The 20,974-nt window shown below is 60.5% G+C and carries 24 protein-coding genes; 13 read left to right on the top strand and 11 right to left on the bottom strand.

Going from position 1 to position 20,974, the window contains the following annotated elements:
* Positions 1-93: 93 nt before the first annotated feature.
* A complete protein-coding gene (locus tag AC1DX4_RS03490) occupies positions 94-465 on the bottom strand; it encodes a hypothetical protein (RefSeq protein WP_477218972.1) in 372 nt (123 codons plus the stop codon).
* A 141-nt stretch (positions 466-606) separates the two neighbouring features.
* Positions 607-855 carry a DUF1127 domain-containing protein gene (locus AC1DX4_RS03495; protein ID WP_477218973.1) on the bottom strand — a complete coding sequence of 83 codons (249 nt, stop codon included), beginning with the start codon at positions 853-855 and terminating at the stop codon, positions 607-609.
* A 224-nt stretch (positions 856-1,079) separates the two neighbouring features.
* Here AC1DX4_RS03495 and AC1DX4_RS03500 point away from each other — a divergent pair, with 224 nt between their 5' ends.
* Complete coding sequence (locus AC1DX4_RS03500) at positions 1,080-2,597, top strand: winged helix-turn-helix domain-containing tetratricopeptide repeat protein (protein WP_477218974.1); 1,518 nt, start codon at positions 1,080-1,082, stop codon at positions 2,595-2,597.
* A gap of 363 nt (positions 2,598-2,960) precedes the next feature.
* Here the strand turns inward: AC1DX4_RS03500 and AC1DX4_RS03505 are convergent, their stop codons facing one another.
* The 3 genes from AC1DX4_RS03505 to AC1DX4_RS03515 form a co-directional block, all read right to left on the bottom strand.
* The gene (locus AC1DX4_RS03505) at positions 2,961-3,317 is read right to left on the bottom strand and encodes a hypothetical protein (RefSeq protein ID WP_477218975.1); all 357 of its coding nucleotides are present in this window, start codon (positions 3,315-3,317) and stop codon (positions 2,961-2,963) included.
* Positions 3,318-3,384: 67 nt separating this feature from the next.
* Positions 3,385-4,872 carry a pyridoxal phosphate-dependent decarboxylase family protein gene (locus tag AC1DX4_RS03510; RefSeq protein WP_477218976.1) on the bottom strand — a complete coding sequence of 496 codons (1,488 nt, stop codon included), beginning with the start codon at positions 4,870-4,872 and terminating at the stop codon, positions 3,385-3,387.
* Positions 4,873-4,884: 12 nt separating this feature from the next.
* On the bottom strand, positions 4,885-5,973 hold the full coding sequence (locus AC1DX4_RS03515; RefSeq protein ID WP_477218977.1) for a PLP-dependent cysteine synthase family protein: 1,089 nt from the start codon (positions 5,971-5,973) through the stop codon (positions 4,885-4,887).
* 249 nt (positions 5,974-6,222) lie between these two features.
* Here AC1DX4_RS03515 and AC1DX4_RS03520 point away from each other — a divergent pair, with 249 nt between their 5' ends.
* The 3 genes from AC1DX4_RS03520 to AC1DX4_RS03530 all read left to right on the top strand — a co-directional run bounded on the left by AC1DX4_RS03520 (position 6,223) and on the right by AC1DX4_RS03530 (position 8,763).
* Positions 6,223-8,211 carry a transcriptional regulator gene (locus AC1DX4_RS03520; RefSeq protein WP_477218978.1) on the top strand — a complete coding sequence of 663 codons (1,989 nt, stop codon included), beginning with the start codon at positions 6,223-6,225 and terminating at the stop codon, positions 8,209-8,211.
* 99 nt (positions 8,212-8,310) lie between these two features.
* Positions 8,311-8,490, top strand: a complete 180-nt coding sequence (locus tag AC1DX4_RS03525) for a hypothetical protein (RefSeq protein WP_475455185.1) — start codon at positions 8,311-8,313, stop codon at positions 8,488-8,490.
* A gap of 99 nt (positions 8,491-8,589) precedes the next feature.
* Positions 8,590-8,763 (top strand): hypothetical protein, encoded by a 174-nt coding sequence (locus tag AC1DX4_RS03530; protein WP_477218979.1) that lies wholly within the window; start codon positions 8,590-8,592, stop codon positions 8,761-8,763.
* An 83-nt stretch (positions 8,764-8,846) separates the two neighbouring features.
* Here AC1DX4_RS03530 and AC1DX4_RS03535 read toward each other — a convergent pair whose 3' ends face one another.
* From AC1DX4_RS03535 to AC1DX4_RS03545, 3 genes are all read right to left on the bottom strand, one after another.
* Positions 8,847-9,155, bottom strand: a complete 309-nt coding sequence (locus AC1DX4_RS03535) for a UBP-type zinc finger domain-containing protein (protein WP_023777710.1) — start codon at positions 9,153-9,155, stop codon at positions 8,847-8,849.
* 14 nt (positions 9,156-9,169) lie between these two features.
* Entirely contained in the window at positions 9,170-10,909 is a 1,740-nt protein-coding gene (locus AC1DX4_RS03540) for an FAD-dependent oxidoreductase (RefSeq protein WP_477218980.1), read from the bottom strand.
* A 120-nt stretch (positions 10,910-11,029) separates the two neighbouring features.
* The gene (locus AC1DX4_RS03545) at positions 11,030-11,575 is read right to left on the bottom strand and encodes a cytochrome b (protein WP_477218981.1); all 546 of its coding nucleotides are present in this window, start codon (positions 11,573-11,575) and stop codon (positions 11,030-11,032) included.
* 410 nt (positions 11,576-11,985) lie between these two features.
* Between AC1DX4_RS03545 and AC1DX4_RS03550 the strand changes: the two genes are divergently transcribed.
* The gene (locus tag AC1DX4_RS03550) at positions 11,986-12,621 is read left to right on the top strand and encodes an ImmA/IrrE family metallo-endopeptidase (RefSeq protein WP_477218982.1); all 636 of its coding nucleotides are present in this window, start codon (positions 11,986-11,988) and stop codon (positions 12,619-12,621) included.
* A 404-nt stretch (positions 12,622-13,025) separates the two neighbouring features.
* On the opposite strand, the gene AC1DX4_RS03555 is transcribed toward AC1DX4_RS03550, so the two are convergent.
* A complete protein-coding gene (locus AC1DX4_RS03555) occupies positions 13,026-14,051 on the bottom strand; it encodes a hypothetical protein (RefSeq protein ID WP_477218983.1) in 1,026 nt (341 codons plus the stop codon).
* 1,702 nt (positions 14,052-15,753) lie between these two features.
* On the opposite strand from AC1DX4_RS03555, the gene AC1DX4_RS03560 reads away from it, so the two are divergent.
* The 4 genes from AC1DX4_RS03560 to AC1DX4_RS03575 are packed head-to-tail and all read left to right on the top strand — an operon-like array spanning position 15,754 to position 18,073.
* A complete protein-coding gene (locus AC1DX4_RS03560; protein WP_477218984.1) occupies positions 15,754-16,338 on the top strand; it encodes a recombinase family protein in 585 nt (194 codons plus the stop codon).
* A gap of 18 nt (positions 16,339-16,356) precedes the next feature.
* Positions 16,357-16,719 (top strand): KTSC domain-containing protein, encoded by a 363-nt coding sequence (locus AC1DX4_RS03565; protein ID WP_477218985.1) that lies wholly within the window; start codon positions 16,357-16,359, stop codon positions 16,717-16,719.
* Positions 16,720-16,766: 47 nt separating this feature from the next.
* A complete protein-coding gene (locus tag AC1DX4_RS03570; RefSeq protein WP_477218986.1) occupies positions 16,767-17,345 on the top strand; it encodes a restriction endonuclease in 579 nt (192 codons plus the stop codon).
* 14 nt (positions 17,346-17,359) lie between these two features.
* On the top strand, positions 17,360-18,073 hold the full coding sequence (locus AC1DX4_RS03575; RefSeq protein WP_477218987.1) for an SOS response-associated peptidase: 714 nt from the start codon (positions 17,360-17,362) through the stop codon (positions 18,071-18,073).
* 485 nt (positions 18,074-18,558) lie between these two features.
* On the opposite strand, the gene AC1DX4_RS03580 is transcribed toward AC1DX4_RS03575, so the two are convergent.
* The gene (locus tag AC1DX4_RS03580) at positions 18,559-18,789 is read right to left on the bottom strand and encodes a hypothetical protein (RefSeq protein ID WP_477218988.1); all 231 of its coding nucleotides are present in this window, start codon (positions 18,787-18,789) and stop codon (positions 18,559-18,561) included.
* A 186-nt stretch (positions 18,790-18,975) separates the two neighbouring features.
* Here AC1DX4_RS03580 and AC1DX4_RS03585 point away from each other — a divergent pair, with 186 nt between their 5' ends.
* Genes AC1DX4_RS03585 through AC1DX4_RS03600 form a run of 4 tightly spaced genes read left to right on the top strand, consistent with a single transcriptional unit; the run spans position 18,976 to position 19,965 of the window.
* Positions 18,976-19,155 (top strand): hypothetical protein, encoded by a 180-nt coding sequence (locus tag AC1DX4_RS03585; RefSeq protein WP_477218989.1) that lies wholly within the window; start codon positions 18,976-18,978, stop codon positions 19,153-19,155.
* An 11-nt stretch (positions 19,156-19,166) separates the two neighbouring features.
* Positions 19,167-19,376: a hypothetical protein gene (locus AC1DX4_RS03590; protein WP_477218990.1), complete on the top strand. Its 210-nt coding sequence runs from the start codon at positions 19,167-19,169 to the stop codon at positions 19,374-19,376.
* Positions 19,377-19,391: 15 nt separating this feature from the next.
* Positions 19,392-19,712 (top strand): hypothetical protein, encoded by a 321-nt coding sequence (locus AC1DX4_RS03595; RefSeq protein ID WP_477218991.1) that lies wholly within the window; start codon positions 19,392-19,394, stop codon positions 19,710-19,712.
* On the top strand, positions 19,702-19,965 hold the full coding sequence (locus tag AC1DX4_RS03600; protein WP_477218992.1) for a hypothetical protein: 264 nt from the start codon (positions 19,702-19,704) through the stop codon (positions 19,963-19,965). Before AC1DX4_RS03595 ends, AC1DX4_RS03600 begins: the two co-directional genes overlap by 11 nt.
* A gap of 3 nt (positions 19,966-19,968) precedes the next feature.
* On the opposite strand, the gene AC1DX4_RS03605 is transcribed toward AC1DX4_RS03600, so the two are convergent.
* Entirely contained in the window at positions 19,969-20,517 is a 549-nt protein-coding gene (locus AC1DX4_RS03605) for a hypothetical protein (protein ID WP_477218993.1), read from the bottom strand.
* Positions 20,518-20,974 lie beyond the last annotated feature (457 nt).

A 20,974-nucleotide genomic window follows, 5' to 3' on the forward strand; every position in this document is an offset into this window, starting at 1 on the left:
GGGCACGTCGCGGCTGAATGCACAGACGCGGCGTGCCTTGGGTGTTGGGCAAGCTATGGCTCGAACAGGAAAACCGTCAAGCTGGCAAACCGGTCAGGGGACGAGATTGATCTCCTCGGTCTCGCCACCGCTGCAGGTGTAGCAGCAGTCCTCGCATTTTTCCTTGTTGCCGGGGCCGACGCCCCAATAGGTGCCCTCGTCACCATCGACCCAGGCGCCGTAGCAGATCGATTCACCCTCGTTGCAGGAGATCGGCAGCGACTTGGTCTCGCCGTCGTCGAGGTAAAAGTCCTTGCCTTCGCCCGGCCAGACATAGTCGCGGTCCTGGCTGTAGAGCTCAAGGCGCATGGCGTTGGGATGGCTGTTCTTGACGGTGAAGGTGACGTCGCCGGCATGGGCGGATGGTGCAAACAGGACGGCGAGCGAAAACGCGGCGGCAAGCCGGCGCGCGGACGTGAAAGACATGAAAACCCCCGTGAAGAATCGGCCCCCACGGCCGATAGGGGATCATGGCACGACGCGCGCGGGGGCTAAAGGGATGATGGCGACAATCCCAGATATAATCGGCCCAGATACAATCGGCCGCAGGATCTCAAAATCCTCGCCCTAGCGTTGCCAGAAGGGCAACTTGGCGATCTCTTCATCGACCTGCCGCCTGGTCAGGCCGATATCGTCGATCAGATGCGGATTGGTGTCCGAGATTCGCTTGAGGTCCCAGCGAAAGTAGGTCCGTTCGCGCCAGGCTGCGACGGTGTTTCGCAGGCTCGCAAGGCTATAGCGCCGGCGCGACGCCTGCCCGACGGACGTTCCCCGCCGCACTGCCTGATGCGGGGCCGATGCAAAAATATTGGTCATGACAACCTCCATGGGTTTCCGGGACCCCCACACGATTTGAGGGGCAACGATCTAATGAGGCTGGACTTTGCAGCATACGGACGGCGCCGTAATTAAGCCCTCCCAAATAGTTCTCAAAAGTTCCAAATCGGCTCTAACTCTTTGTTTTGACGTCGCTCCTCAGGAAGCGCACCACGCTTTTCCCGGGAAAACCGCCTCACACTTTTCCTCGAATTGCTCTATAGATGCGCCCTATGCAGGGATCGCGCTTTGCCTTTGGTCCGTTCGTGCTTGATCCGGGTGCGGGAACGCTGCTTCGGAACGACGATCCCGTTGCCGTCGGCTATCGTGGGCTGAAGCTGCTTGCGGCGCTCGTCGGACGGCCCGGCGAAATCCTCGAGAAGGCCGAACTGATGGATGCGGCGTGGCCGGGGACGGCCGTCGAGGAAGGCAACCTCACCGTCCAGATCGCGCAGCTGCGCAAGCTGCTTGGTCCGCCCGCCGGCGGCGGTGAATGGATATCGACGGTGCCGCGCGTCGGCTACCGCTTCACCGGCGCCATCGAACAGCTCGACCGCGCCAAGCGTAAACATTTGCCGCTGCCCGACAAACCATCGATAGCGGTGCTGCCTTTCGTCAATCTCAGCAACGACCCCGAGCAGGAGGCCTTCGCAGACGGGTTGACCGAAGATTTGATCACCGACCTGTCCAGGGCCCCGGGCCTGTTCGTCATCGCGCGCAACTCGACCTTTGCCTACAAGGGCAAGGCGATGGATGTGCGCGCGATCGCCGAGGAGCTTGGCGTGCGCTATCTCCTGGAGGGCAGCGCCAGACGCGCTGCCGGGCGCGTGCGCATCAACGCACAGCTGGTCGACGCGGTGAGCGGCGAGCACCTGTGGGCGGAACGCTTCGATCGCGGCCTGGACGACATCTTTGCCGTTCAGGACGAGGCCACGGCCAAGATCGTCGAGGCGCTGCTCGGTCGGCTGCGCGCGCCGCCGCCGCGCAACCGGCCCAACAATCTGGAGGCCTACGATCTCTGCGTGCGGGCGCGCAAGCTGATCGACGATTCGCCGCAGACGGCACGGGAAGCGCATCTGCTGCTGACGCGCGCTGTGTCCCTCGATCCGGAGTACGCACAGGCTCATCGCTGGCTTGCCATGAACCATTGGATGGGATGGGTGCATTGGGGCGAGCCGGTCGAACCCAACCGTCGCATTGCGCTCGAACTGGCGCGCAAGGCCGTGGCGATCGATCCCAACGATGCCGGCTGCCGCTGGGTGCTCGGCAATTTGCTTGCCTATGAGCACAGCTTCGAAGAGGCGGATGCCGAATTCGCCAAGGCGTTCGAACTTGACCCGAACGAGGCCGATGCCTGGGCGACACTGGCCGACATCACGACCTTGGCCGGGCGGGTCGAGGAGGGCCTCGAGCAGATCCGCAAGGCGTTCCGGCTGAACCCGTTTCCGGCGAGCTGGTATTATCTCACCCTTGGCGCGGCGCAGTATGCAGCGCGCGACTACGAGGCCGCCGTCGAGACCCTGCGCCGGGACGAGACCTATCGAACGAGCTCGCGCCGTTTCCTGGCGGCAAGCCTGGCCCAGCTCGGCCGACTCGAAGAGGCGCGCGCCGAGGTCGAAATGTTCCTGATCGGCAACCCGCATTTTACGACCAGCCACTGGGTCTGGACGGAGCCATTCCGCGACGACGCGATGCGCGAGCATTTCGTCGATGGTTTTCGCAAGGCCGGTCTGCCGGACTGACGTGACCTCCTGCCTAGATTCAGCTACTGGATGCACACTCTTCTGTGATTGGCGTGACTGATCGGCCCGCGGCTTGATTGCCACGTGGTTCCCCCAATCCGTCGCTGCTTCGCAGCGCCACCTTTCCCCCCTCCGGAGGGAAAGGAAGGGAGCGTTGCTGGATGAGCGTTGACGGCAAAAAGGTTTGGCGCCTTTCCTCTACCCCGTCGATCGGGGGAGAGGTGGCTCGGCGAAGCCGAGACGGAGTGGGGGTCGACCAGCGCACATAAGAAAATGCATGCGCCAAGTTCCCATGCACGCTATCGCCAAAGACCAACTGCTTGGAAATGTGTGCATACCGTAGCTAGATTCACGAGGCCCCAATCACGGCACCAGATCGATCGTCTCGGTCGTGTGTTCCACGCAGATGAAGCAGCAGTTGTCGCAAGGCTGGTCGTTGTCAGGCCCGACGCCGGCCGAGATCTGGTCGTTGCCGTCGACCCAGGCGCCATAGCAGATGCGCTCTCCGGAATTGCAGGACAGCGGCACCGATTTCTGGGAATTCGGGTCGATCATGAACACCTTGTCATTGCCCGGCCAGACCGTCTCGCGGTCGCGGCTGAACAATTCGACCGCAACCGCTTCCTTGCGCAGGTTCTTGACGAAGAAGGCCATGTCGGCGGCCTCGGCCGAATTGGTGCAGACCAGCGCCGCCAGCACGGCCATACGAAACAGCGTCACGGTCGAGCCTCCCGAATCACCGCCGCAGAATCGCATGGCCGCCCATGCCTGTCGCTCGCGTTCTGACCTATTTCGCTGAAGTGCCTTCGGCCGCGATCTCGCGCCCCAGCCGCACCGTCTCGGCGACCAGAAGGTCGAGGTCGTCGCGCCGTGTGCGGTGGTTGGCGATCGCCACGCGCAGCCAGTGCTCGCCATGCACGGTGGTGTCGGAGAGGGTGGCAATGCCTTGTTCCTGCAGCCGCAGCATGATCTCGGTGTTGAGCGCCTTCAGCGCCTCGCCGGTGACGCCTGGCTGGTAGCGGAAGCAGACGATATTGATGGTCGGCGGCGTCGCCAGCTCCAGCAGCGGCTCGGCCTCGATCCGCCCGGCGAGATAGAAGGCTTGCGCGATGTTCTGGTCGATCAGTCGGCCGAATTTGTCGACGCCATGTTCTTTCAGCGCCATCCACACTTTGAGCGCGCGAAAGCCTCGCGATGTCTGCAGGCCGTAATCGTGCAGCCATTCGCCCGACGCTAGGCCGCGCGGCGTCGATTCCAGATATTCCGGCGTCACCGCGAAGGTCCGGCGATGCGCGATGGCATCCCTGACCAGGGCGCAGCCGACCTCGAACGGCGCATGCAGCCATTTGTGCGGATCGAGCGCGATGGAGTCCGCCCATTCGATGCCGGCAACGCGATGCGCATTGTCAGGCGCAATCGCGATCAGCGCGCCGATGCAGCCGTCGACATGGAACCAGAGGTCTTCCTCATGTGCGAGTTTGGCGAGCGTCCGCAGATCGTCGATCGCACCGGTGTTGACCGTGCCGGCATTGCCGATAACGCAGGCCGGCTTGAAACCGGCCGCGCGATCCTCTGCTATCGCCGCGCGCAATGCTGGGATGTCGATGCGCAGGCTGGCGTCGGTCGGGATGCGGCGCAGCGCCCGGTTGCCGAGGCCGAGCGCTTCCATCGCCTTGCGATGGCAGGAATGGATCTGGTCCGAGCCATAGAAGCGCAGCGGCTTTTCGATTGCCGCAACGCCGTGCTCGCGCACGTCGATGCCGGCCTTGGTGTTGCGCGCCACCGTCAGCCCGATGAGGTTGGCCATCGAACCACCACTGACCAGCGTGCCGGAGGCGGAGGCTGGAAAGCCCAGCATCTGCTTGCACCAGTTCACCACCTGGCTGTCCATCAGCCCGGCGGCGTGATTGCCGCCGCCGAGGTTGGAGCCCTGGATTGCCGCCAGGAAATCGCTGAGCGCGCCGGTGAAGTTGCTCGACCCCATGTACCAGGCCCAGAAGCGCGGATGGATGTTGCCCATCGGATAGGACATCACGGTGCGCGAGACCTCGCTATAGACAGCGGCCAGCGGCGCGGGGAAGCGCGGCAGGGGTGCCGCGAAGGTCTCTCTCACATCCGCCGGCATCTGCCGCCAGGCCGGGCGGTCCCGGATATCGCGGAGATAATCGACGGCGTCGTCGATGACTTGGTGTGACAGGGCCTGGACAGTGGCCCAGTCGGCGGGGTCGAGCGTTTCCTCGGCCACCATGCCGAGGGTTTCCTGCGCGATATCCATGAACTCCTCCCGTCAAGCCGCCGGGAATTGGCAGCCGGGCGTCGAGCGCGACAACGCCATCTCATCGGCATCCATTTCGGCCTCGATGCCGTCGAACAGCGGTGTCGACATGTAGCGCTCGCCGGTGTCGGGCAGCATGCACAGGATCACCGATCCGGCCGGCGCCTTCTCCGCGACCTGCATCGCCACGGCGAAGGTGGCGCCGCCGGAAATGCCGGTGAAGATGCCTTCCTTCTGCGCCAGGGCCTTGGCCCATTTGATGCCTTCGGGTCCGGCGATCGGCATCACCTCGTCATAGAGGCTGGTATCGATCGCTTCCTGCAGCACGTTGGGGATGAAGTCCGGCGTCCAGCCCTGGATGGGATGCGGTTCGAAGGCCGGGTGGCTGGCGGCAGGGGCGCCATGGGTACCGCGCTGCTGCGCCTTGCCGCTGCCGATCAGCTGCGCATTGGCCGGTTCGGAGAGCACGATGCGGGTCTCCGGCCGCTCGCGGCGCAGCACGCGCGCCACGCCGACGACGGTGCCGCCGGTGCCGTAGCCGGTGACGAAGCAATCGAGCCGCGAGCCGGCGAAATCATTGATGATCTCGCGCGCCGTGGTGGCCTCGTGGATGGCGGCATTGGCTGCCGTCTCGAACTGGCGGGCCAGGAACCAGCCCTTGGCCTCGGCCAGTTCCACCGCCTTCTTGTACATGCCAAAGCCCTTTTCGGCGCGCGGCGTCAGCACCACCTTGGCGCCCAACATGCGCATCAGCTTGCGGCGCTCGACTGAAAAGCTGTCGGCCATGGTGACCACCAGCGGATAGCCCTTTTGCGCGCAGACCATGGCGAGCCCGATGCCGGTGTTGCCGCTGGTCGCCTCGACCACGGTCTGGCCGGGCTTCAACGCGCCGCTGCGCTCGCCCTCCTCGATGATGTTGAGCGCCAGCCGGTCCTTCACCGAGGCGGCGGGATTGAAGAACTCGGCCTTGACGTAGATCGTCGCGTGGGCCGGTCCGAGATTGTTGATGCGGATCACCGGCGTGTCGCCGACAGTGTCCAGAATGCTGTCGAACAGGCGGCCGCGCCCGGCCGTGGTCCTGATTTTCTGTCTATTCAACATCGTTGATCTCCTCGATCGTGTTCATCTTCACAAGCCGGTTACAAACCGGCGGCTTGGGCGGCGAGGTTTCGAGACATGGCCGCGTTAGGACTGACTGCCGACGATGCGGCAATGACGATGCCCCGGCGTGGAAATTTGCCGCCGGATGCGCCGTGTCGTGTTTGGTGATACAGCAAGGGCCGACAGGCCAGCGTGGGAGCAGGCGTGGAAACGGACGTGGAATCCGCACCATCGAGGCTGGACGGCGACATGCCGCGACTGTCCGTGCGCCTGCTTGGATCGCTGGAGATCCTGCGCGACGGCGTGCCGGTGGCGCTGCCGCAGTCACGCAAGCTGCGCGCGCTGTTCGCCTATCTGGCGCTGGCGCCACACGCCGTGGGGCGCAGCCGCCTGTGCGAACTGCTGTGGGATGTGCCCAACGATCCCCGTGGCGAACTGCGCTGGTGCCTGAGCAAGCTGCGCGCCGCCCTTGACACGCCGGACCGGCGCCGGGTCGTAACACAAGGCGACACGGTCGCGCTCGATCTCGACTGCTGTCTTGTCGATGCGCTGGAGATCAGCCGTGCCACCACGCAAGGGATCGGCACACTCGACAGGAAGCAGCTGCAGGCGCTGGCAGAACTCTTCGCCGGCGATTTGCTCGACGGGCTGATGCTCGAGCGCAGCCCGCTTTTCGAGAGCTGGCTGATCGCCCAGCGCCGGCGTTTTCACGCATTCCACGCTGCCGTGCTGGAACAGCTTGCCGCAAACCATCCGGCGGGCTCGCCCGAAATGTCCCCCCATCTCGACAAATGGGTCGAGCTGGCGCCATTCGACACACGCGCGCATCTGGCCTTGCTGTCCAATCTGGCGGAGCGCGGTGCCATGGGCGCGGCCGAAGAGCATCTGGCTTCGGCGGCTCGCCTGTTTCAGTCGGAAGAGCTGGATTTCGCCCCGCTTCGCGCGGCCTGGCAGGCAATCCGCGGCCAACAGTCCGGCAGCCCGCTCAAGGCGCAGCCGGCCTGCCTGTCCACATCATCGCAATTGGTCGCCCCATCGAACGATGTCGGCACTATCGTGCCGAGCCAGGCGTCGCTGGCGGTGATGCCGTTTGTCGAGGAGAGCGGCGGGCGCGGCGGGCTGGCCGACGGTTTCACCCACGACATCATCACCCGGCTCGCCAAGCTTCGCGATTTCTTCGTCATCGCGCGCGGTTCGGTGTTCGCGCTGGCAGAGACGACCATCGCGCCGGAGGAAGCCGGCAGAAAACTTGGCGTCGACTATGTCGCCACCGGCACCGTGCGCAGCATGGCCAGCCGTCTGATCGTCAGCGTCGAACTCGTCGAGGTGCGCACCGCCAGGATAGTTTGGGCCGAGACCTTCGAGCGCCGGCCCGACGACCTCTTTACCGTGCTCGACGATATCGGCGACAGCATCGTGTCGTCGATCTCGGCCGAGATCGAAACGGTCGAGCGCAACCGCGCCATGCTAAAGGCGCCCAACTCGCTCAATGCCTGGGAGGCCTATCACCGCGGCCTCTGGCACATGTATCGCTTCACCCAGGGCGAGAATGAGCAGGCGCGGCATTTCTTCGACAAGGCCTTGCAGCTCGACCCGACCTTTGCCCGCGCCTATGCCGGTCTCTCCTTTACTCACTGGCAGAATGCCTTCCAGCGCTGGGGCGACCGCGACCGCGAAAGCGCGCTGGCCTATGAGAGCGCCGGCAACAGCCTGCTGATCGACGACCACAATCCGGCCGCGCACTGGGCGATGGGCCGGGCGCTGTGGCTGCGCGGCGAGCAGGACGGCTCGCTCTCCGAACTGGAACGGGCGGTGGATCTCAGCCCCAATTTCGCGCTCGGCCATTACGCGCTGTCCTTTGTCCACTCGCAGTCGGGCGACCCGCAAGCGGCGATAAGCTCCTCCGACCATTCGCGCCATCTCAGTCCCTTCGACCCGCTGCTGTTCGGCATGCTGGGGTCACGCGCCATGTCGCATGTCCGGCTCGGCCAGTTCGAGGAGGCGGCCGACTGGGCGCTGAAGGCGGCGGCACGGCCTAATGCGCATACCATCATCCTGGCGATCGCCGCGCACTGCCTGGCGCTGGCCGGCCGGCTCGACGAGGCGCGCGGCTTCGCCGCCGCCATCCGCAAGACATTGCCGGACTATCGCGCCGACGATTTCATCGGCACCTTCCGCTTCGAGCCCGATGCCGAGGCGCTGTTCCGGCAAGGCGCCAGGCGGATCGGGCTCAGCTGATTTCGCGCTTGAAGTCCGCCCGTTAACGAAGTCGGAAGGAGTTGCTTAACAGTTCACCTCTATGTGACGCCCGGGGGGGTCCATGGCAGAGTGAGTATGATGAGCGACAGCCCCGACAAGCGCAGCAGTGAATGGCGCGCCATTTTTTATGTACAGGCCCGTGTCGCCATCCTGTTCGTTCCGGTGGTCGCCAGCCTGCTGATCATCGCCGCCCTTGCCGGCAATGACCGCAAATCGGTTCCCGACGTCGACCGGACGGTCACCGGGTCCGTGCGATAGGTCACCCGGGCGGCGCTCGGCACCAGTGGTCGAGCTTTCAGCGGCGGAACCCGCCGCGCCGTCGAACATTGTCTTCCAGGACAGCCCCTGGAGGACATGATGACCAGAGCTTTCGACATCAACGACAACAGCAAGCAAAATCCCAAGCGCCCGCCGCAGCCTGAGACCGGCGACGATCTCAGGAAAAAGAAGGTTGATGGCAAAGCCTTCCAGGTGAATGAGAACAGCGTCGATAATCCGACCCCCGCGCCGGTGACGCCAAAGCGGGACTGATCGCGAGATCGGGATGGCATGAAAAAAGCCCGGGCAACCGGGCTTTTTTTGCGCCTCGGAAACTTACCTCGTTACGCGTCGTCTCAATAAAACCTTGGGATCGGGCCGTTCTGCGGCGTTGTGCGGTCGCCGAGGTCGAGAAACACCTCGTCGACATAGCACCATCCCCAGCCTTCCGGCGGATCGTAGCCCTCGATGATAGGATGGCTGGTGGCGTGAAAGTGCTTGGTGGCGTGGCGGTTGGGCGAGTCGTCGCAGCAGCCGACATGGCCGCAGGTGCGGCAGAGCCGCAGATGCACCCACCATGAGCCGCTCTTCAGGCATTCCTCGCAGCCAAGCGCGCTCGGCGTCACATCCTTGATCCCGGCCGCATGTTTGCATTCGTCCGCCATCACACTCTCCTGAACTATCTCTTCGTTGAAGCATGATCTTTTTCCGAAAACCGGCCCCCACTTTTCGGGATCATGCTTTGAGGCGAGACGGTTTGGCTGCCGTCCCGCGCAAGATAAGCATGCAGTGCCGCGACCACCTGGGCGCCTTCGCCGACGGCCGCTGCGACGCGCTTGACCGAGCCGCAACGCACATCGCCGATGGCGAACACGCCACTACGGCTGGTTTCCATCAGACCGTGTTCCGGCCCCAACTCCGATCCGGTGCGGATGAACCCCTTGGCGTCGAGCGCCACATTGCATTGCGCCAGCCAGTCGGTGTTGGGGTCGGCGCCGATGAACAGGAAGAGATGCCGGATCGGGCGCGTCGTTTCTTCCCCACTGACGCGGTTGCGCCAGCGGACCTTGGCAAGATTGCCGCCCTCGCCGTCCAGCGCCTCGATCTCGGTCTCGGTCAGCACCTCGATGTTCGGCTGCGCCTTGATGCGCTCGACCAGATAGCGTGACATCGAGGCATCGAGGCTGCCGCCGCGCGCCAGCAGCGCCACCTTGCGCGCGTGGCTGGCGAGGTAGACCGCCGCCTGGCCCGCCGAATTGCCGGCGCCGACCAGTGCCACTTCCTGGCCGGCGCAAAGCCGCCCTTCGATGGGTGACGCCCAATAATGCACCGACGTGCCCTCGAACTGCGACAGGTTGGCGACTTCGAGGCGCCGATAGCGTGCGCCGCTGGCGATGACGACGCTGCGCGTGCGCACCGTCTCGCCGTCGCCGACATCGAGCAGGTAGCGGGCGCCCGAATTGTCGGTCGCGGCGCTCAACAGCTTCGCCTCGTCGGGGATCACCATTTCGACGCCGAATTTCTGCGCCTGATTGTAGGCGCGTGCCATCAGCGCCATGCCGGTAATGCCGGTGGGGAAGCCGAGATAGTTTTCTATCCGCGAGGAGGCGCCGGCCTGTCCGCCGAAGGCCCGGCAATCGAGCACGATGGTCGACAGCCCTTCGGAGGCCGCATAGACGGCCGCCGCCAGCCCCGCTGGCCCGGCGCCGACAATGGCTACGTCATAGAGCGTATCGGCATCGATCGGCCGCAGCAGGCCGATGCAGCGGGCGAGGTCCTTCTCGCCGGGATTCATCAGCAGCCTGCCGTTCGGACACAGCACCACCGGCAGATGGTGCGGGTCGACATCGAAGCGTTCGACCAGGGTTTTCGCGCAAGGGTCGCTGCCGGAATCGAGCACGCGGTGCGGTTGGCCGCTGCGGGCCAAAAACCCTTGCAGCCGCAAGACGTCGGCATTGCCTGATGGTCCGATGATGATCGGCCCGCTGGTGGCGCTTTCCAGGAGCCCGACGCGGCGCAGAATCAGCGCCCGCATTATGCGCTCGCCGAGATTGGCCTCCTGCACCATCAGGTCGCGCACGCGCTGCGAGGGGATGACGAAGGCCTCGACCGGTTCGGCGGCCTCGGCATTGACCAACGATGGGCGCGCCGAAAGCTGCGCCAGCTCGCCGACGAAGCTGCCGGGACCATGGGTGACGATCGTCTCGCGCCGGCCAAGGCCATCCTGGGTGATATCGACCGTGCCCGACAGCACGACGATCAGGCCGGGCGCGACATCACCTGCCTTGATGATGTGCTCGCCGGCGGCATAGGCGCTGGCTTCGCCGAACCGGCGCATGTGGTCAATATCTGCCTCGGTTAGCGTGGGAAACGCCTGATCGCGACGGGCGCCGAAGATTGCGGTGCTGGACTGGGACATGGATGCGAGCGTAGCGAAGCAGCCGCGCACTTTGAAGCGGTTTGTTCAGCGCCTAGCCGCGAGGGGAGGTTTGGCTGATGGCCGCCACGCCGTCGCTCTGCAGTGACGGGCCGCCGCCTCTCACGAACCCGTTCTGGTTTGCGGCAGCATGCGCTTGAGCACGTCGTCCCTGCGGATGAAATGATGCCACAGCGCGGCGGCCGCGTGCAGGCCGGCAAGGATGAGGATCAGATTGGCGCACAGGCTGTGCAGTTCCCTGATGAACCGGGCTGTGTCGCGGTCGGGCGAAACCGGAGCCGGAATGGTGAAGAGACCGAAGAAGCTCAAGGCGTCACCCCTGTACCAGGTCAGCAGGATGCCGAGCACCGGAATGGTCACCAGCAGCGCGTAGAGTAAGAGATGCGCGACCTTGGCCGCCCATCGTTCCAGTTCTGACATTTCCCGCGGCAGGCCCGGTGCTCCCAGCGTCAGGCGCAAGCCGACGCGGATGACGACGAGTGCGAACAGCAGCATCCCAAACGAAATGTGGAACCACCAGACGAGTGCGCGGCCGGGATCGCCACGTGGAAACAGGTCCTCCAGGTAGGTCAAGCCATAGAGGCCGATGACAAGGAGAAACACGGCCCAGTGAATGGCCTTCTGCGCGCCTGTATAGGTTGGGTTCATTCCGGCCATCCAGTTTTAGATGGCTCTAAACTAGCCGCGATCATGTCAAAGCTTTGTCGCGACAGCGGTCCTTTTCGGCCGTGTCCGGCCGGACGACGATGCCTCGGACAAAGAAAAAGCCCGGACGAACCGGGCTTTCTTTGTCTGCGTCTCTGAACCATCGAGCGGTTCGAAACGGGAATTTGGTGCCCAGAAGAGGATTGCGCTCTTAGGCCTCTTCGTCATTGATTTCTATCATAAATTTGGTTCGCAGTCGAGCCTCTGTAACACAGTGTCGTTACGCAGAAGCATAAGAAACCGCACTGCCCACTTTAAGCGCTCCGACCCCCCGTATTTAGTATTTGAAGGAAATTGAAACACATCATATGGTGTCAGCACCAGAGTCGGGCGCTCATCCGAGGTTTGAGGCGATGATGAATCTCAGTGAAGAATTTATCGAGAAGGCAGCACACGATTTTCGGCGCAGGTTGGGTCTGGAAGGGGTGTTGGCTCCGTGCATGTTCAATGTGCTTGAAGCATTCCAGCAACGGGGCCGAAAATTCAGCTTTCGTATAGCGACTGTCGGGGAACTAGGTCAGGGCGAAGCGCTGATGGACGAGGCGGCGGATACGCTAATAGTGCGTGAGAGCGTCATGGAGGATGTGAGGGCAGGACGGGAACGGGCGAGGTTTACCATAGCTCACGAGCTTGGACATTATCTCCTTGGGCATAAAGGTATGAAGGAGCGGACCCAAAGACTTACCGCCTACCCCACGGCACGCGATCGCATTGAAGAAGAGGAAGCGAATGTCTTCGCATCCTTTTTTCTAGTTCCCACGCTCTTGGCAATCGATGGCACATGCCCAGAGGACATAGCAATGCGCTTCCAAGTCAGCCCTTCGGCGGCTGAGATCGCCTTCGCAAGGATTGCGCGGGCCAAAAGGAGGGCTACAGGCCAGCGTCGTCGACCTCCCGATTCTGTCATTGATTTCCTGAAAGAAGCCAGGCGGCGCGGCCATCCCATTCGGTCCAATCTTTCTGAATTTGACAGCGAAGAGGCTGATTGAGGTCTAAGCCGACTTTGCCGCTGGTTCATCCGGAAGGCGCGTGATGCCAAGCTTGCGGGTGCCGAGGGCTTTGACGAGTGGACCATTACGTGGGTGGTTGGGCATACGGACAGTGAGCGGGCTAAGAGCCTCGACCTCAGCCAGCATGGTTACGCGGGGCAGGACCCGGAAAGGGCGAAGAGAGCGCTTGTAGAGGCCGTAAAGCTGCCATCTTAAGCACGTTGTGCCCAGAAGAGGATTGCGCTCAGGTGCCCTCTAGTAATTGATTCTATTACCTATTTTCGCGCTTCCCAAGCGTTTGTTACAGTAGGGTAGCACAGGATCGGCATACCATCGCGAACTCATTTGAGGCTCCCCGGAGAGACCTCCCCCGCCATTCCGGACTTCGCTCCGCCGCCTTTCATTCACAGGAGAAACCAACCAATAAGCCTCCTCCGGGTCCCCGGGGGGAGCTCATCGATGATAGACATTATCTCGGAATGAATGAGGTCCGAATTGAACTTCATGGATGGGAACGGGTTATCCAGGGTCATCGCATAACGGGCAGAATGACTAACCCGACTTAGAGCTGCACGATTATTTGCCTGAGACATGAATTCTAAGAACAAGGCGTAGCTCTCCAAAAGCCGGCCTGCCGATATCCGTCCTGCTTTAGAGAGTGCGTTTACTATCCGTTCCGAAGGAGACGTATCTAAGTGCTTTAACAGGCTGGAAATGAATTTATCTTCATCATCAGGTGGAGACTCAGCAGCGTCAACCATGCTCAACATGCATGAAAAATACCAAATCTTTCGGCTATGCCTTAGCTTAATGTTGCGTGTACACCAATCTTTATTCTCTTCATCGATTTTAGCTTTGTACTCAATGCAGAGAGTTTTGAAGTACCGGGCAATATCATTGCATAACGATAAGGCATGGCGCCCGCTTGTTCGGTCAGCACTTGCATAGGCCCCAAGTATCTTTGACCGCACATCCATAACAGGTAAGGATCCCCCGGCTTGGCGGCTTTCGCTCAATATCAAAATGCGTTTCGTGAGTTGGCTGCTGTCGTCAGCATCTCCGCCTATGGCTTCGGCGCGGGTAAGCTCTTCCAGTGAGGTAGGCTTTGTTAGGTCTTCGCCCGCTGAAACCTTCACGCCAAGAGCTTCCGAAAGTCGTTTCCGTAGGTCCTTATCGTGTGTCTTGTAGTTTTCAAGCGCACTGGCACTGTTAGCAATTGGAATAACGTCGAAATCGGACGCCTCCAGCGCTTCGAGTCTCCCTACAGAGCCGACAACTGCAAAGCATAGATCACCGTGATCTATTGACCTTTCCGATAGAAAAGTATCGATCGTGTCGCGAGCCTGCTGGATCAATTTATGTGAGAGTTCGGCCGCCCTTGTGTAAATTGCAAGACGATCGCCTTTGAGACAAGCCTTTAGGCACTCCATGCTCCCCCCGAAAATTCTATGTCTTCCCAGCCATTGGCTCTCTTAGAAAAATCTTTGCCATCTCCTCGGCCGGCACTGGGGATGATAGGTGCTTCGATTTTCGATAACCGTGGGCAATAGTATAAATCTGTGGGGGCTTGTAACGAACAACGTCCTTCGTCGCAACAGTGGAGCCATTAAGCGAGTGCAAAACTTCCGCTTCAGTAAGCTCTAAAGTTTCTGTGAGAGACAGGCGGCAGAAGCGATCTCGGATTGAGTTTGACCAGGCAGATTCGAACTCAACCACTTTTGGACGATTGATAATTCGCCTGTAGATCAGCGATTTCGCCCGCCAGAACCTAAAGAGCACCTCAGAGTCACCCCCCCTCACCCTTAACCCTGAAACAAGGTCGTTTTCGAATGCGCAGGAGACGGCAGACGGCGTGGGAACTTTGAGTCCAAAAGCCAATCCTGTCCGCCTAATTCCCTCTAATGTATCGGGAGTAAAGGGAGAGTGGATGAGTCGATGTAAGACCATAAGATCGTAATCGAATGGCTCATCAGCACGGTCGAAAAGGGCCAGCAGCTTGCCGCTATCGATCGATAGAGATTTTATGAGTCTGTAGAGCGACAATCGAGATGGTAGTCTATGGGAACCAGTTACCATCATGCATCGAAGTTGGCCTGAATCCACGCCGGAAACTTTTGAGAACCCGGCTTCGCCAGTATGCGATAGTGGCCAAGTTGCTATGTCGTGCAGTAAGCCCCATACTACCGCGTACCTCTGTGCTTCCTCGGACAATTGCAAGTGTATGGCAAATCGTTGTGCAGCTTTCGACACTGCCACACTGTGGTTTGCGCGAGTTCCGTCAGGCGTTCGTGTTACCGCAGAATCTGACCGTTTTAGGGGAAACCCACTAACGCTCGCGAATTGTAGGGATAAGATACCCAGGAAGCTTATGTTCCCGAGTCTCGCAAACGCTGGATGCGCCATCAGCTCATGAGCCGTACCTCGAAATAGATCGAGGTGTCTCGCCTGCAGGCCAATCCTACCTGGTGACATCGTTAAGATGCGTCTCCCGCCGCCGGCCGCTTCTGATGGTAGGCGACCAAATCACTTATACCACATTATTGCTACTTGGACACAGATGGATCGTTGTTCACAATTTTCAATCAGGCAACATGTCGCAGAATGTCGGCGTGAGGGGCATTCAACCGGCCGCAGCGACCCTATTAAGCCATGTCTTAACCCGACCGACGATGTGCGTGTCTATCGGCGTTTCCGTGAGCACTTCGATCTTCTAGCCAACCCTCCAAGTGAATCCACGGCGATTGCAGCTACCCGCCAACAACGATAACGCGGACCGAATTACGTTGGCGTAGACAGCACCCTCGCCCAACGCAACAAATACGCGGCCAAATCAATTTTTGGGGTCAACCACGCGAGAGGTCAACCTTGTGGGAGCGGCGACGATCTTCCCCCCGTGCCCCCAAACCCGGCTTAAATGGCCGGCAATGCGACAGCCTTGGCCGAAGCCTAGTCGGGCGCAGCCTCGAAGGGCAGCATCTAAAACGCTCCTCACGAGCTCAGTCTCATTAGGGCAAGCCCATGTGAGTCCGCCAAATGGCCTGCCAAGCAGTGTCACATGAATGGTCTCTTGACATTTCGCCTCTTAGTCTCACATAGTGGTCTCACATAGACACCAATGGGAGACCCAATGTCATGACAACAAGCACACTAGTCGGCTACGCCCGCACCTCCACCACCGATCAAAAGGCCGGCCTTGAGGCGCAGCTTCGCGACCTAGAGCAAGCGGGATGCACCAAGGTGTTTCGCGAAGAGATTTCCTCAGTGGCCACCAATCGGCCACAGCTTGCCGCAGTCCTTGAATGGGTGCGTGAGGGTGACACATTGGTTGTCACGAAGTTGGACCGCCTAGCACGCTCCGTGGCTGACCTCGTGTCGATCACTGCGGCCTTGAAGGCAAAGGGTGCAGGCCTTCGCATCCTGGCGATGAACCTCGACACCGCCACTCCCACCGGAAAGCTGATGTTGAACTTGCTGGGCTCAATCGCCGAATTCGAACGAGAGCTAATGCTGGAGAGGCAACGCGAGGGCATCGCTAAGGCGAAGGCGGATGGGAAGTATGCGGGAAGGCAACCCACGGCTCGCGCAAAGGCAAAGGAGGTGTTGAGGATGCGGGCAGAGGGGAAATCTGTTAGCGATACGGTGGCCGCGTTGGGCATCAGCAGGGCAAGTGTTTTCAGGATACTGGCGGGACACGCTGAGGCGGCGCCTACGAGCTAGGTGGATGGGAGTGGGGAAATGCATGTGAAGGCAAAATGCCTGGCGGCTGGTGCCGCCCTGTGGCTCGCGTTGATGGCCTCTTGGCCAGTTGCCGCCGAAACGGTGGACGTGAAGTATCGCGGCCCAGTGGACCTCGCCAAGTTCCAATGCACCGGGGAACTGGACAGCAGCGTGGTCAAGCGCGTCTGCTACAACGCCGAGCACTCCTATATGCTCGTTCGGCTTAAGCAGGTTTGGTATCACTACTGCGACATCGACCAAGGCACGGTGTCGGCGCTGTTGACCGCAGAGTCCAAAGGAAGTTTCTACAACTCAAACGTCAAGGACTCGGGGACGGGCGGCAAGTTTGGCTGCCGGGACAAGCCGGTGCCAGAGTTCTGAGGAGGTCGAGACCGATGGTTGGTTTGGGACTGGGAATAGGTTTAGGCATGGCCGGCAACCAGCGACCTGCTAGGCCACGCGACAGCAACGAGGTTCCAACTACCGCGCTCCTGCTCCAAGCGCTTGTGACGGCCGGCGTCCATGTGCCTGAGGGTGCCCGGATCGTCACGGTTACCCTGCCATGGCTGGCTATCATGGCCGAGATCGCCAAAGATCCGAAATTCCTCTTTCATTTCGTCCAAACCCCTCGCAAGTTTGAAGAGTTCATTGCTGGGGCCTACGAGCGTGCCGGCTATGATGTGATACTTACTCCGCAGCGAGGGGATTTTGGACGGGACGTCATCGCATCGAAGGATGGCTTTGGGTCCGTCAGGATACTTGACCAAGCGAAAGCATATTCGCCCGGCCATCAAGTCGGGCACGATGAACTTCGGGCGATGCTAGGTGTATTGTCCGCCGATCAGAATGCATCAAAGGCCGTAATTTCTACGACCTCAACATTCCAACCGGGCGTGCTTACCTCGCCAGAATTCACCAAGTTCATGCCTTATCGCCTAGAGCTAAAGGATGGTGCCGCCTTGGGTGCTTGGCTTGAGGAGCTACGGCAAAAGAACCCTAGCCCGTAGGGACTGAATGAAGCATGTGCAACCTCTACAACATCACCACATCGCAAGAGGCCATCCGCCAGTGGACCGGCGCTTTGCGGGACATCTTGGGCAACCTTGAGCCATCCATAGACATCTATCCCAACCGCCCCGGCCCGGTGGTCCGCAATGCGCTGGACGGGCAGCGGGAGCTTGCCAACCTGCTGTGGGGCATGCCGACTCCCATTGAGCGTATGAAGGGGAAAGCGGACTATGGCACCACCAACATCCGCAATCCGCAGTATGGCCATTGGCAGCAGTATGTCGGCGTCGAGAACCGTTGCGTGGTGCCCGTGACGAGCTTTGCGGAGCCCAGCCCGACACCCGGCGACAAGGACCCTGAGACAGGCATCCAGCGGAACTACTGGTTTGCTCTCAATGAGGACCGCCCGCTGTTCTTCTTCGCGGGCCTCTGGACGCCGTGGCATGGGGTTCGGAAGATCAAAGACGGCCCCGGGGATTTCGAGCTTTACGGCTTCATGACGACCGCACCCAACGCACTCATCAAGCCCATCCACGAAAAGGCCATGCCGGTTGTCCTGAGGACGCAAGAGGAAACCGAGACTTGGCTTACAGCCCCTTGGTCAGAAGCTAAGCGGCTACAGCGCACGGTCCCGGATGATGCCCTTGTGGTTGTCGAGAAGCCGGCCACACAGATCAAGTTTCCGCTTGGTGGCGACACGTCGAGCGGTCAATTGTCAATGCTCTAGTGGATAGATGGAGAGGCGCGGATGTTGGATGGTGCAGGCAAGGTCGTTGTTCTGCTGGTTTCTATTGTTGCGATTGGGCAGAATGGTCTGACGGAGGCCGCTGAAACATCCTCTTGTAAGAAAGAGTTTCTTCCCGTCGAATTGACCTGCCCCACCAAAGGCTCCCCGTTGGGGACGCTCGTGGAAATGAATTGCGAGGGCCTTGCGACTAAGATTGTCGTCAGACGGGCTTCTACGGACCCGTCCGCAGGAGAGGTTTTAATCTTGGACCCAAAAGATCACTCCTATAAGGTATTGGTAAATTTCTTGAAGAAGGAGCCCCGGACGGCTCTAGAAAAGACACAAAACTCAAAGATCATCGAGAGCTACGAGAAACTTGCTCGAAAGAGTTGCGAAGGCACCCCCGCAAGTCGTCTCATTGTAGGCCGAATGATAGCAGACAATCGAAGAACACTTAACCTTCCGTAGCTAGCCGCCTAGGTCGATCACGGATCATCGTCCTTCCAGATCACCCGCTGCACCATACGGACTTCTAAAAGCCGCCTCACTCGTATCTTCAAGCCCTCCGATGCGCTTGGCAGCAGGATATCAACGTCAAGGTCGCGACGTTTGCACCGCTCGCAGCGCATGTGCCTGTCCACATCCCAAAACGGAATGTCCCCGACTAGCTTGGCGAGGTCCCCCGGCAGATAGTGGCGGGTGATGTTGCAGTTCATGCACCGGATGCGGACTAGCTGCCCAACCTCATGCGCTTTGCACAGGGTCTGCACAAGGCGGCGGGGTTTTCTGGGCTGCTCTGGCATAGGCAAAAATAGGAATGAGTTCCTCGCCGAGTCAATTCGCCCTTGACATTTATGTTCCCTTTTTGTTCACTATGAGCATTCATGTTGGAGTAAGCGCTAATGGACCGCATCGTGACACTCAACAGTCGCCAGGAAGCCGCCCTCCAGGCCCACGCCGAGGATTTCGTTGCCGTGCACAAGGGCGATGTGATGAAGGCGCTCAAGGAAATGATCGTGCTCAACGGCCACCTCCAGGAACGCCTCGACGCGCTCACCACACCACGCCGCGCGATGCGCTAGGAGAAACCGCAATGGGCACCATGCACTTTGACGCCGAAGCAAAAGCCGAGCTGCATTCCGAAGCCGTGAAGCTCATCGCCCGGTATGATAGCCCGCTTGAGACCGTGAAGGCGCTCATGGCCTACAACTGCGAGCTTGAGACTCAGATACTCGCCGTCGCCCACCGGCATCCGGGAATAGTTTCCATTGCATATGACGATACGTCGCCCATGCTGGGGTGACAGGAGCAGCGCTCAATGCATGACCTTATCGCTTTCATTGGGAGTAACTCTGCGCTGGTAACCGCCAACCCGGCAGCCTTCGCCACGTTTGCCGTGCTGTTCGGAGGCGGTGGGTTTGCGGTCGGGCGCTATTTCTTGACGGAGCGCATTGCCAATCTGGAGAGCCGAATTGCGCGACGCGACGATGAGATTACGGAGCTGAAGGCCAAGCAGAAAGCACCCGAGCCGGAGGCCTCTACGGTGCCTCTATTCGAGATGACCGAGGTCCTTCCCCCTCCGCCGCTCAACTTCAAGGACCTTCTAGTTCAGCGGAAAGAGCGCCTCCATGTCAGATAACTTGATGCCACAGCAGAAGGCACCCAAGCTAATCGTTGTCACCGCCTTCGACCGAGATGAGACAGGGGACCTCCAGCCTGTCTTTGGGCCTGCCGAGCAGCAGACCGAGGACCGGGCGATACGCACCGCGAAGGGCCTAGCCGTGAAGCATGCCGGCGTCATTGCGTGGTCGCGCGATGCCAACCCCTCGCTTGGCGAATACGGGGAGCCCACGACGCTCTTTGTAGGTGGCGACGTGCCGGACATGGAGTGATGACTATTCGGGGTAAGGTCGTCCGTCAGGACCTAACACATAGCGAGGGTTGTTTCCGCCATTCAACTGGGTAGCCTTCGCTACGCATGATGCCGATTGCAAGCATGCTCGAAGCACCGCTGATTTCACCACTGCTATATCGGAATAGGCATCGTTGTATTGGCTTGCGTACCATCCGCCGCAAAGGCCCGCGAGCAAGATTAAAGGGTAGCCGTAGCGCCGCGTAAATTGCTCAAGGGCTGACCTTCGTAGCGGCTTAGCCTCCCCGTCGAGAAGGTAGTTGATCCCCCCTGCGGCTACCAAGAAGCTCACCAGCGTCGCTGAAAGTATCCAAACTGCATTCGAGTTTCCTTCGCCAAGAATGGCATGCGAACCGATACCGACACACACCGCCAGCGCTGCGGCTACCAAAAGGATCACACCATAATACAGAAGGATTTCGAAGAGGCCGCGCATCACCTCCGTCTTGGGGTCACGCTGCAATTTCCGCTGGTCGAGGAATTCGGCCTTCTCCGCAAGTTGCTGCTCATAAGCTGCTGCTTCATTGGACATTGGTTTCAACCCTGAGGCGATGGCCTGCGGTTCGCCCCCGCAAGCAAGCCTCCCTTGACCCGTGATCGGGGAGTTGGAAAACCAAGCCTAGGCCGGTCCCTACGGCCTTTAGTTCGCGAGAACCTGGACATACGCCGCAGGCTCCCCGACCAAAAGTCGAGGTCGGCATCATTCCGGTCGATGCCGTACCGCTAGGCTCAAGGTTTCCACGCCTCGGAACGCCGCGTCTGCGTTCGGTCGCGATATAACCATCGAAAGCAGCTTGAGAACACTGCTGCAAAAAAACTTCTTGGGGGTCGCTATCGGAGGATATGGAAAGCGCCTATGTACGCAGCTGAGGCTTACGCTCAGGAGAGCGGGTCTCCTTTGGAATACGGACTCGGATTTTTCTTACAGCCCTACTTCGATCGTGATCCGTCAGGATGCACGGCCTGAGGGCGGCTGACTTATCCCGACC

The organism is Mesorhizobium sp. P3_A8, from assembly GCF_056402995.1.

Excerpts from the sequence above, each read along its gene's own strand:
- AC1DX4_RS03490 (WP_477218972.1), bottom strand. The coding sequence starts at position 465 with ATGTCTTTCACGTCCGCGCGCCGGCTTGCCGCCGCGTTTTCGCTCGCC.
- AC1DX4_RS03495 (WP_477218973.1), bottom strand. The coding sequence starts at position 855 with ATGACCAATATTTTTGCATCGGCCCCGCATCAGGCAGTGCGGCGGGGA.
- AC1DX4_RS03500 (WP_477218974.1), top strand. The coding sequence starts at position 1,080 with ATGCGCCCTATGCAGGGATCGCGCTTTGCCTTTGGTCCGTTCGTGCTT.
- AC1DX4_RS03510 (WP_477218976.1), bottom strand. The coding sequence starts at position 4,872 with ATGGATATCGCGCAGGAAACCCTCGGCATGGTGGCCGAGGAAACGCTC.
- AC1DX4_RS03515 (WP_477218977.1), bottom strand. The coding sequence starts at position 5,973 with ATGTTGAATAGACAGAAAATCAGGACCACGGCCGGGCGCGGCCGCCTG.
- AC1DX4_RS03520 (WP_477218978.1), top strand. The coding sequence starts at position 6,223 with ATGCCGCGACTGTCCGTGCGCCTGCTTGGATCGCTGGAGATCCTGCGC.
- AC1DX4_RS03525 (WP_475455185.1), top strand. The coding sequence starts at position 8,311 with ATGAGCGACAGCCCCGACAAGCGCAGCAGTGAATGGCGCGCCATTTTT.
- AC1DX4_RS03530 (WP_477218979.1), top strand. The coding sequence starts at position 8,590 with ATGACCAGAGCTTTCGACATCAACGACAACAGCAAGCAAAATCCCAAG.
- AC1DX4_RS03535 (WP_023777710.1), bottom strand. The coding sequence starts at position 9,155 with ATGGCGGACGAATGCAAACATGCGGCCGGGATCAAGGATGTGACGCCG.
- AC1DX4_RS03540 (WP_477218980.1), bottom strand. The coding sequence starts at position 10,909 with ATGTCCCAGTCCAGCACCGCAATCTTCGGCGCCCGTCGCGATCAGGCG.
- AC1DX4_RS03545 (WP_477218981.1), bottom strand. The coding sequence starts at position 11,575 with ATGAACCCAACCTATACAGGCGCGCAGAAGGCCATTCACTGGGCCGTG.
- AC1DX4_RS03550 (WP_477218982.1), top strand. The coding sequence starts at position 11,986 with ATGATGAATCTCAGTGAAGAATTTATCGAGAAGGCAGCACACGATTTT.
- AC1DX4_RS03555 (WP_477218983.1), bottom strand. The coding sequence starts at position 14,051 with ATGGAGTGCCTAAAGGCTTGTCTCAAAGGCGATCGTCTTGCAATTTAC.
- AC1DX4_RS03560 (WP_477218984.1), top strand. The coding sequence starts at position 15,754 with ATGACAACAAGCACACTAGTCGGCTACGCCCGCACCTCCACCACCGAT.
- AC1DX4_RS03565 (WP_477218985.1), top strand. The coding sequence starts at position 16,357 with ATGCATGTGAAGGCAAAATGCCTGGCGGCTGGTGCCGCCCTGTGGCTC.
- AC1DX4_RS03570 (WP_477218986.1), top strand. The coding sequence starts at position 16,767 with ATGGCCGGCAACCAGCGACCTGCTAGGCCACGCGACAGCAACGAGGTT.
- AC1DX4_RS03575 (WP_477218987.1), top strand. The coding sequence starts at position 17,360 with ATGTGCAACCTCTACAACATCACCACATCGCAAGAGGCCATCCGCCAG.
- AC1DX4_RS03580 (WP_477218988.1), bottom strand. The coding sequence starts at position 18,789 with ATGAACTGCAACATCACCCGCCACTATCTGCCGGGGGACCTCGCCAAG.
- AC1DX4_RS03585 (WP_477218989.1), top strand. The coding sequence starts at position 18,976 with ATGGACCGCATCGTGACACTCAACAGTCGCCAGGAAGCCGCCCTCCAG.
- AC1DX4_RS03590 (WP_477218990.1), top strand. The coding sequence starts at position 19,167 with ATGGGCACCATGCACTTTGACGCCGAAGCAAAAGCCGAGCTGCATTCC.
- AC1DX4_RS03595 (WP_477218991.1), top strand. The coding sequence starts at position 19,392 with ATGCATGACCTTATCGCTTTCATTGGGAGTAACTCTGCGCTGGTAACC.
- AC1DX4_RS03600 (WP_477218992.1), top strand. The coding sequence starts at position 19,702 with ATGTCAGATAACTTGATGCCACAGCAGAAGGCACCCAAGCTAATCGTT.
- AC1DX4_RS03605 (WP_477218993.1), bottom strand. The coding sequence starts at position 20,517 with ATGTCCAATGAAGCAGCAGCTTATGAGCAGCAACTTGCGGAGAAGGCC.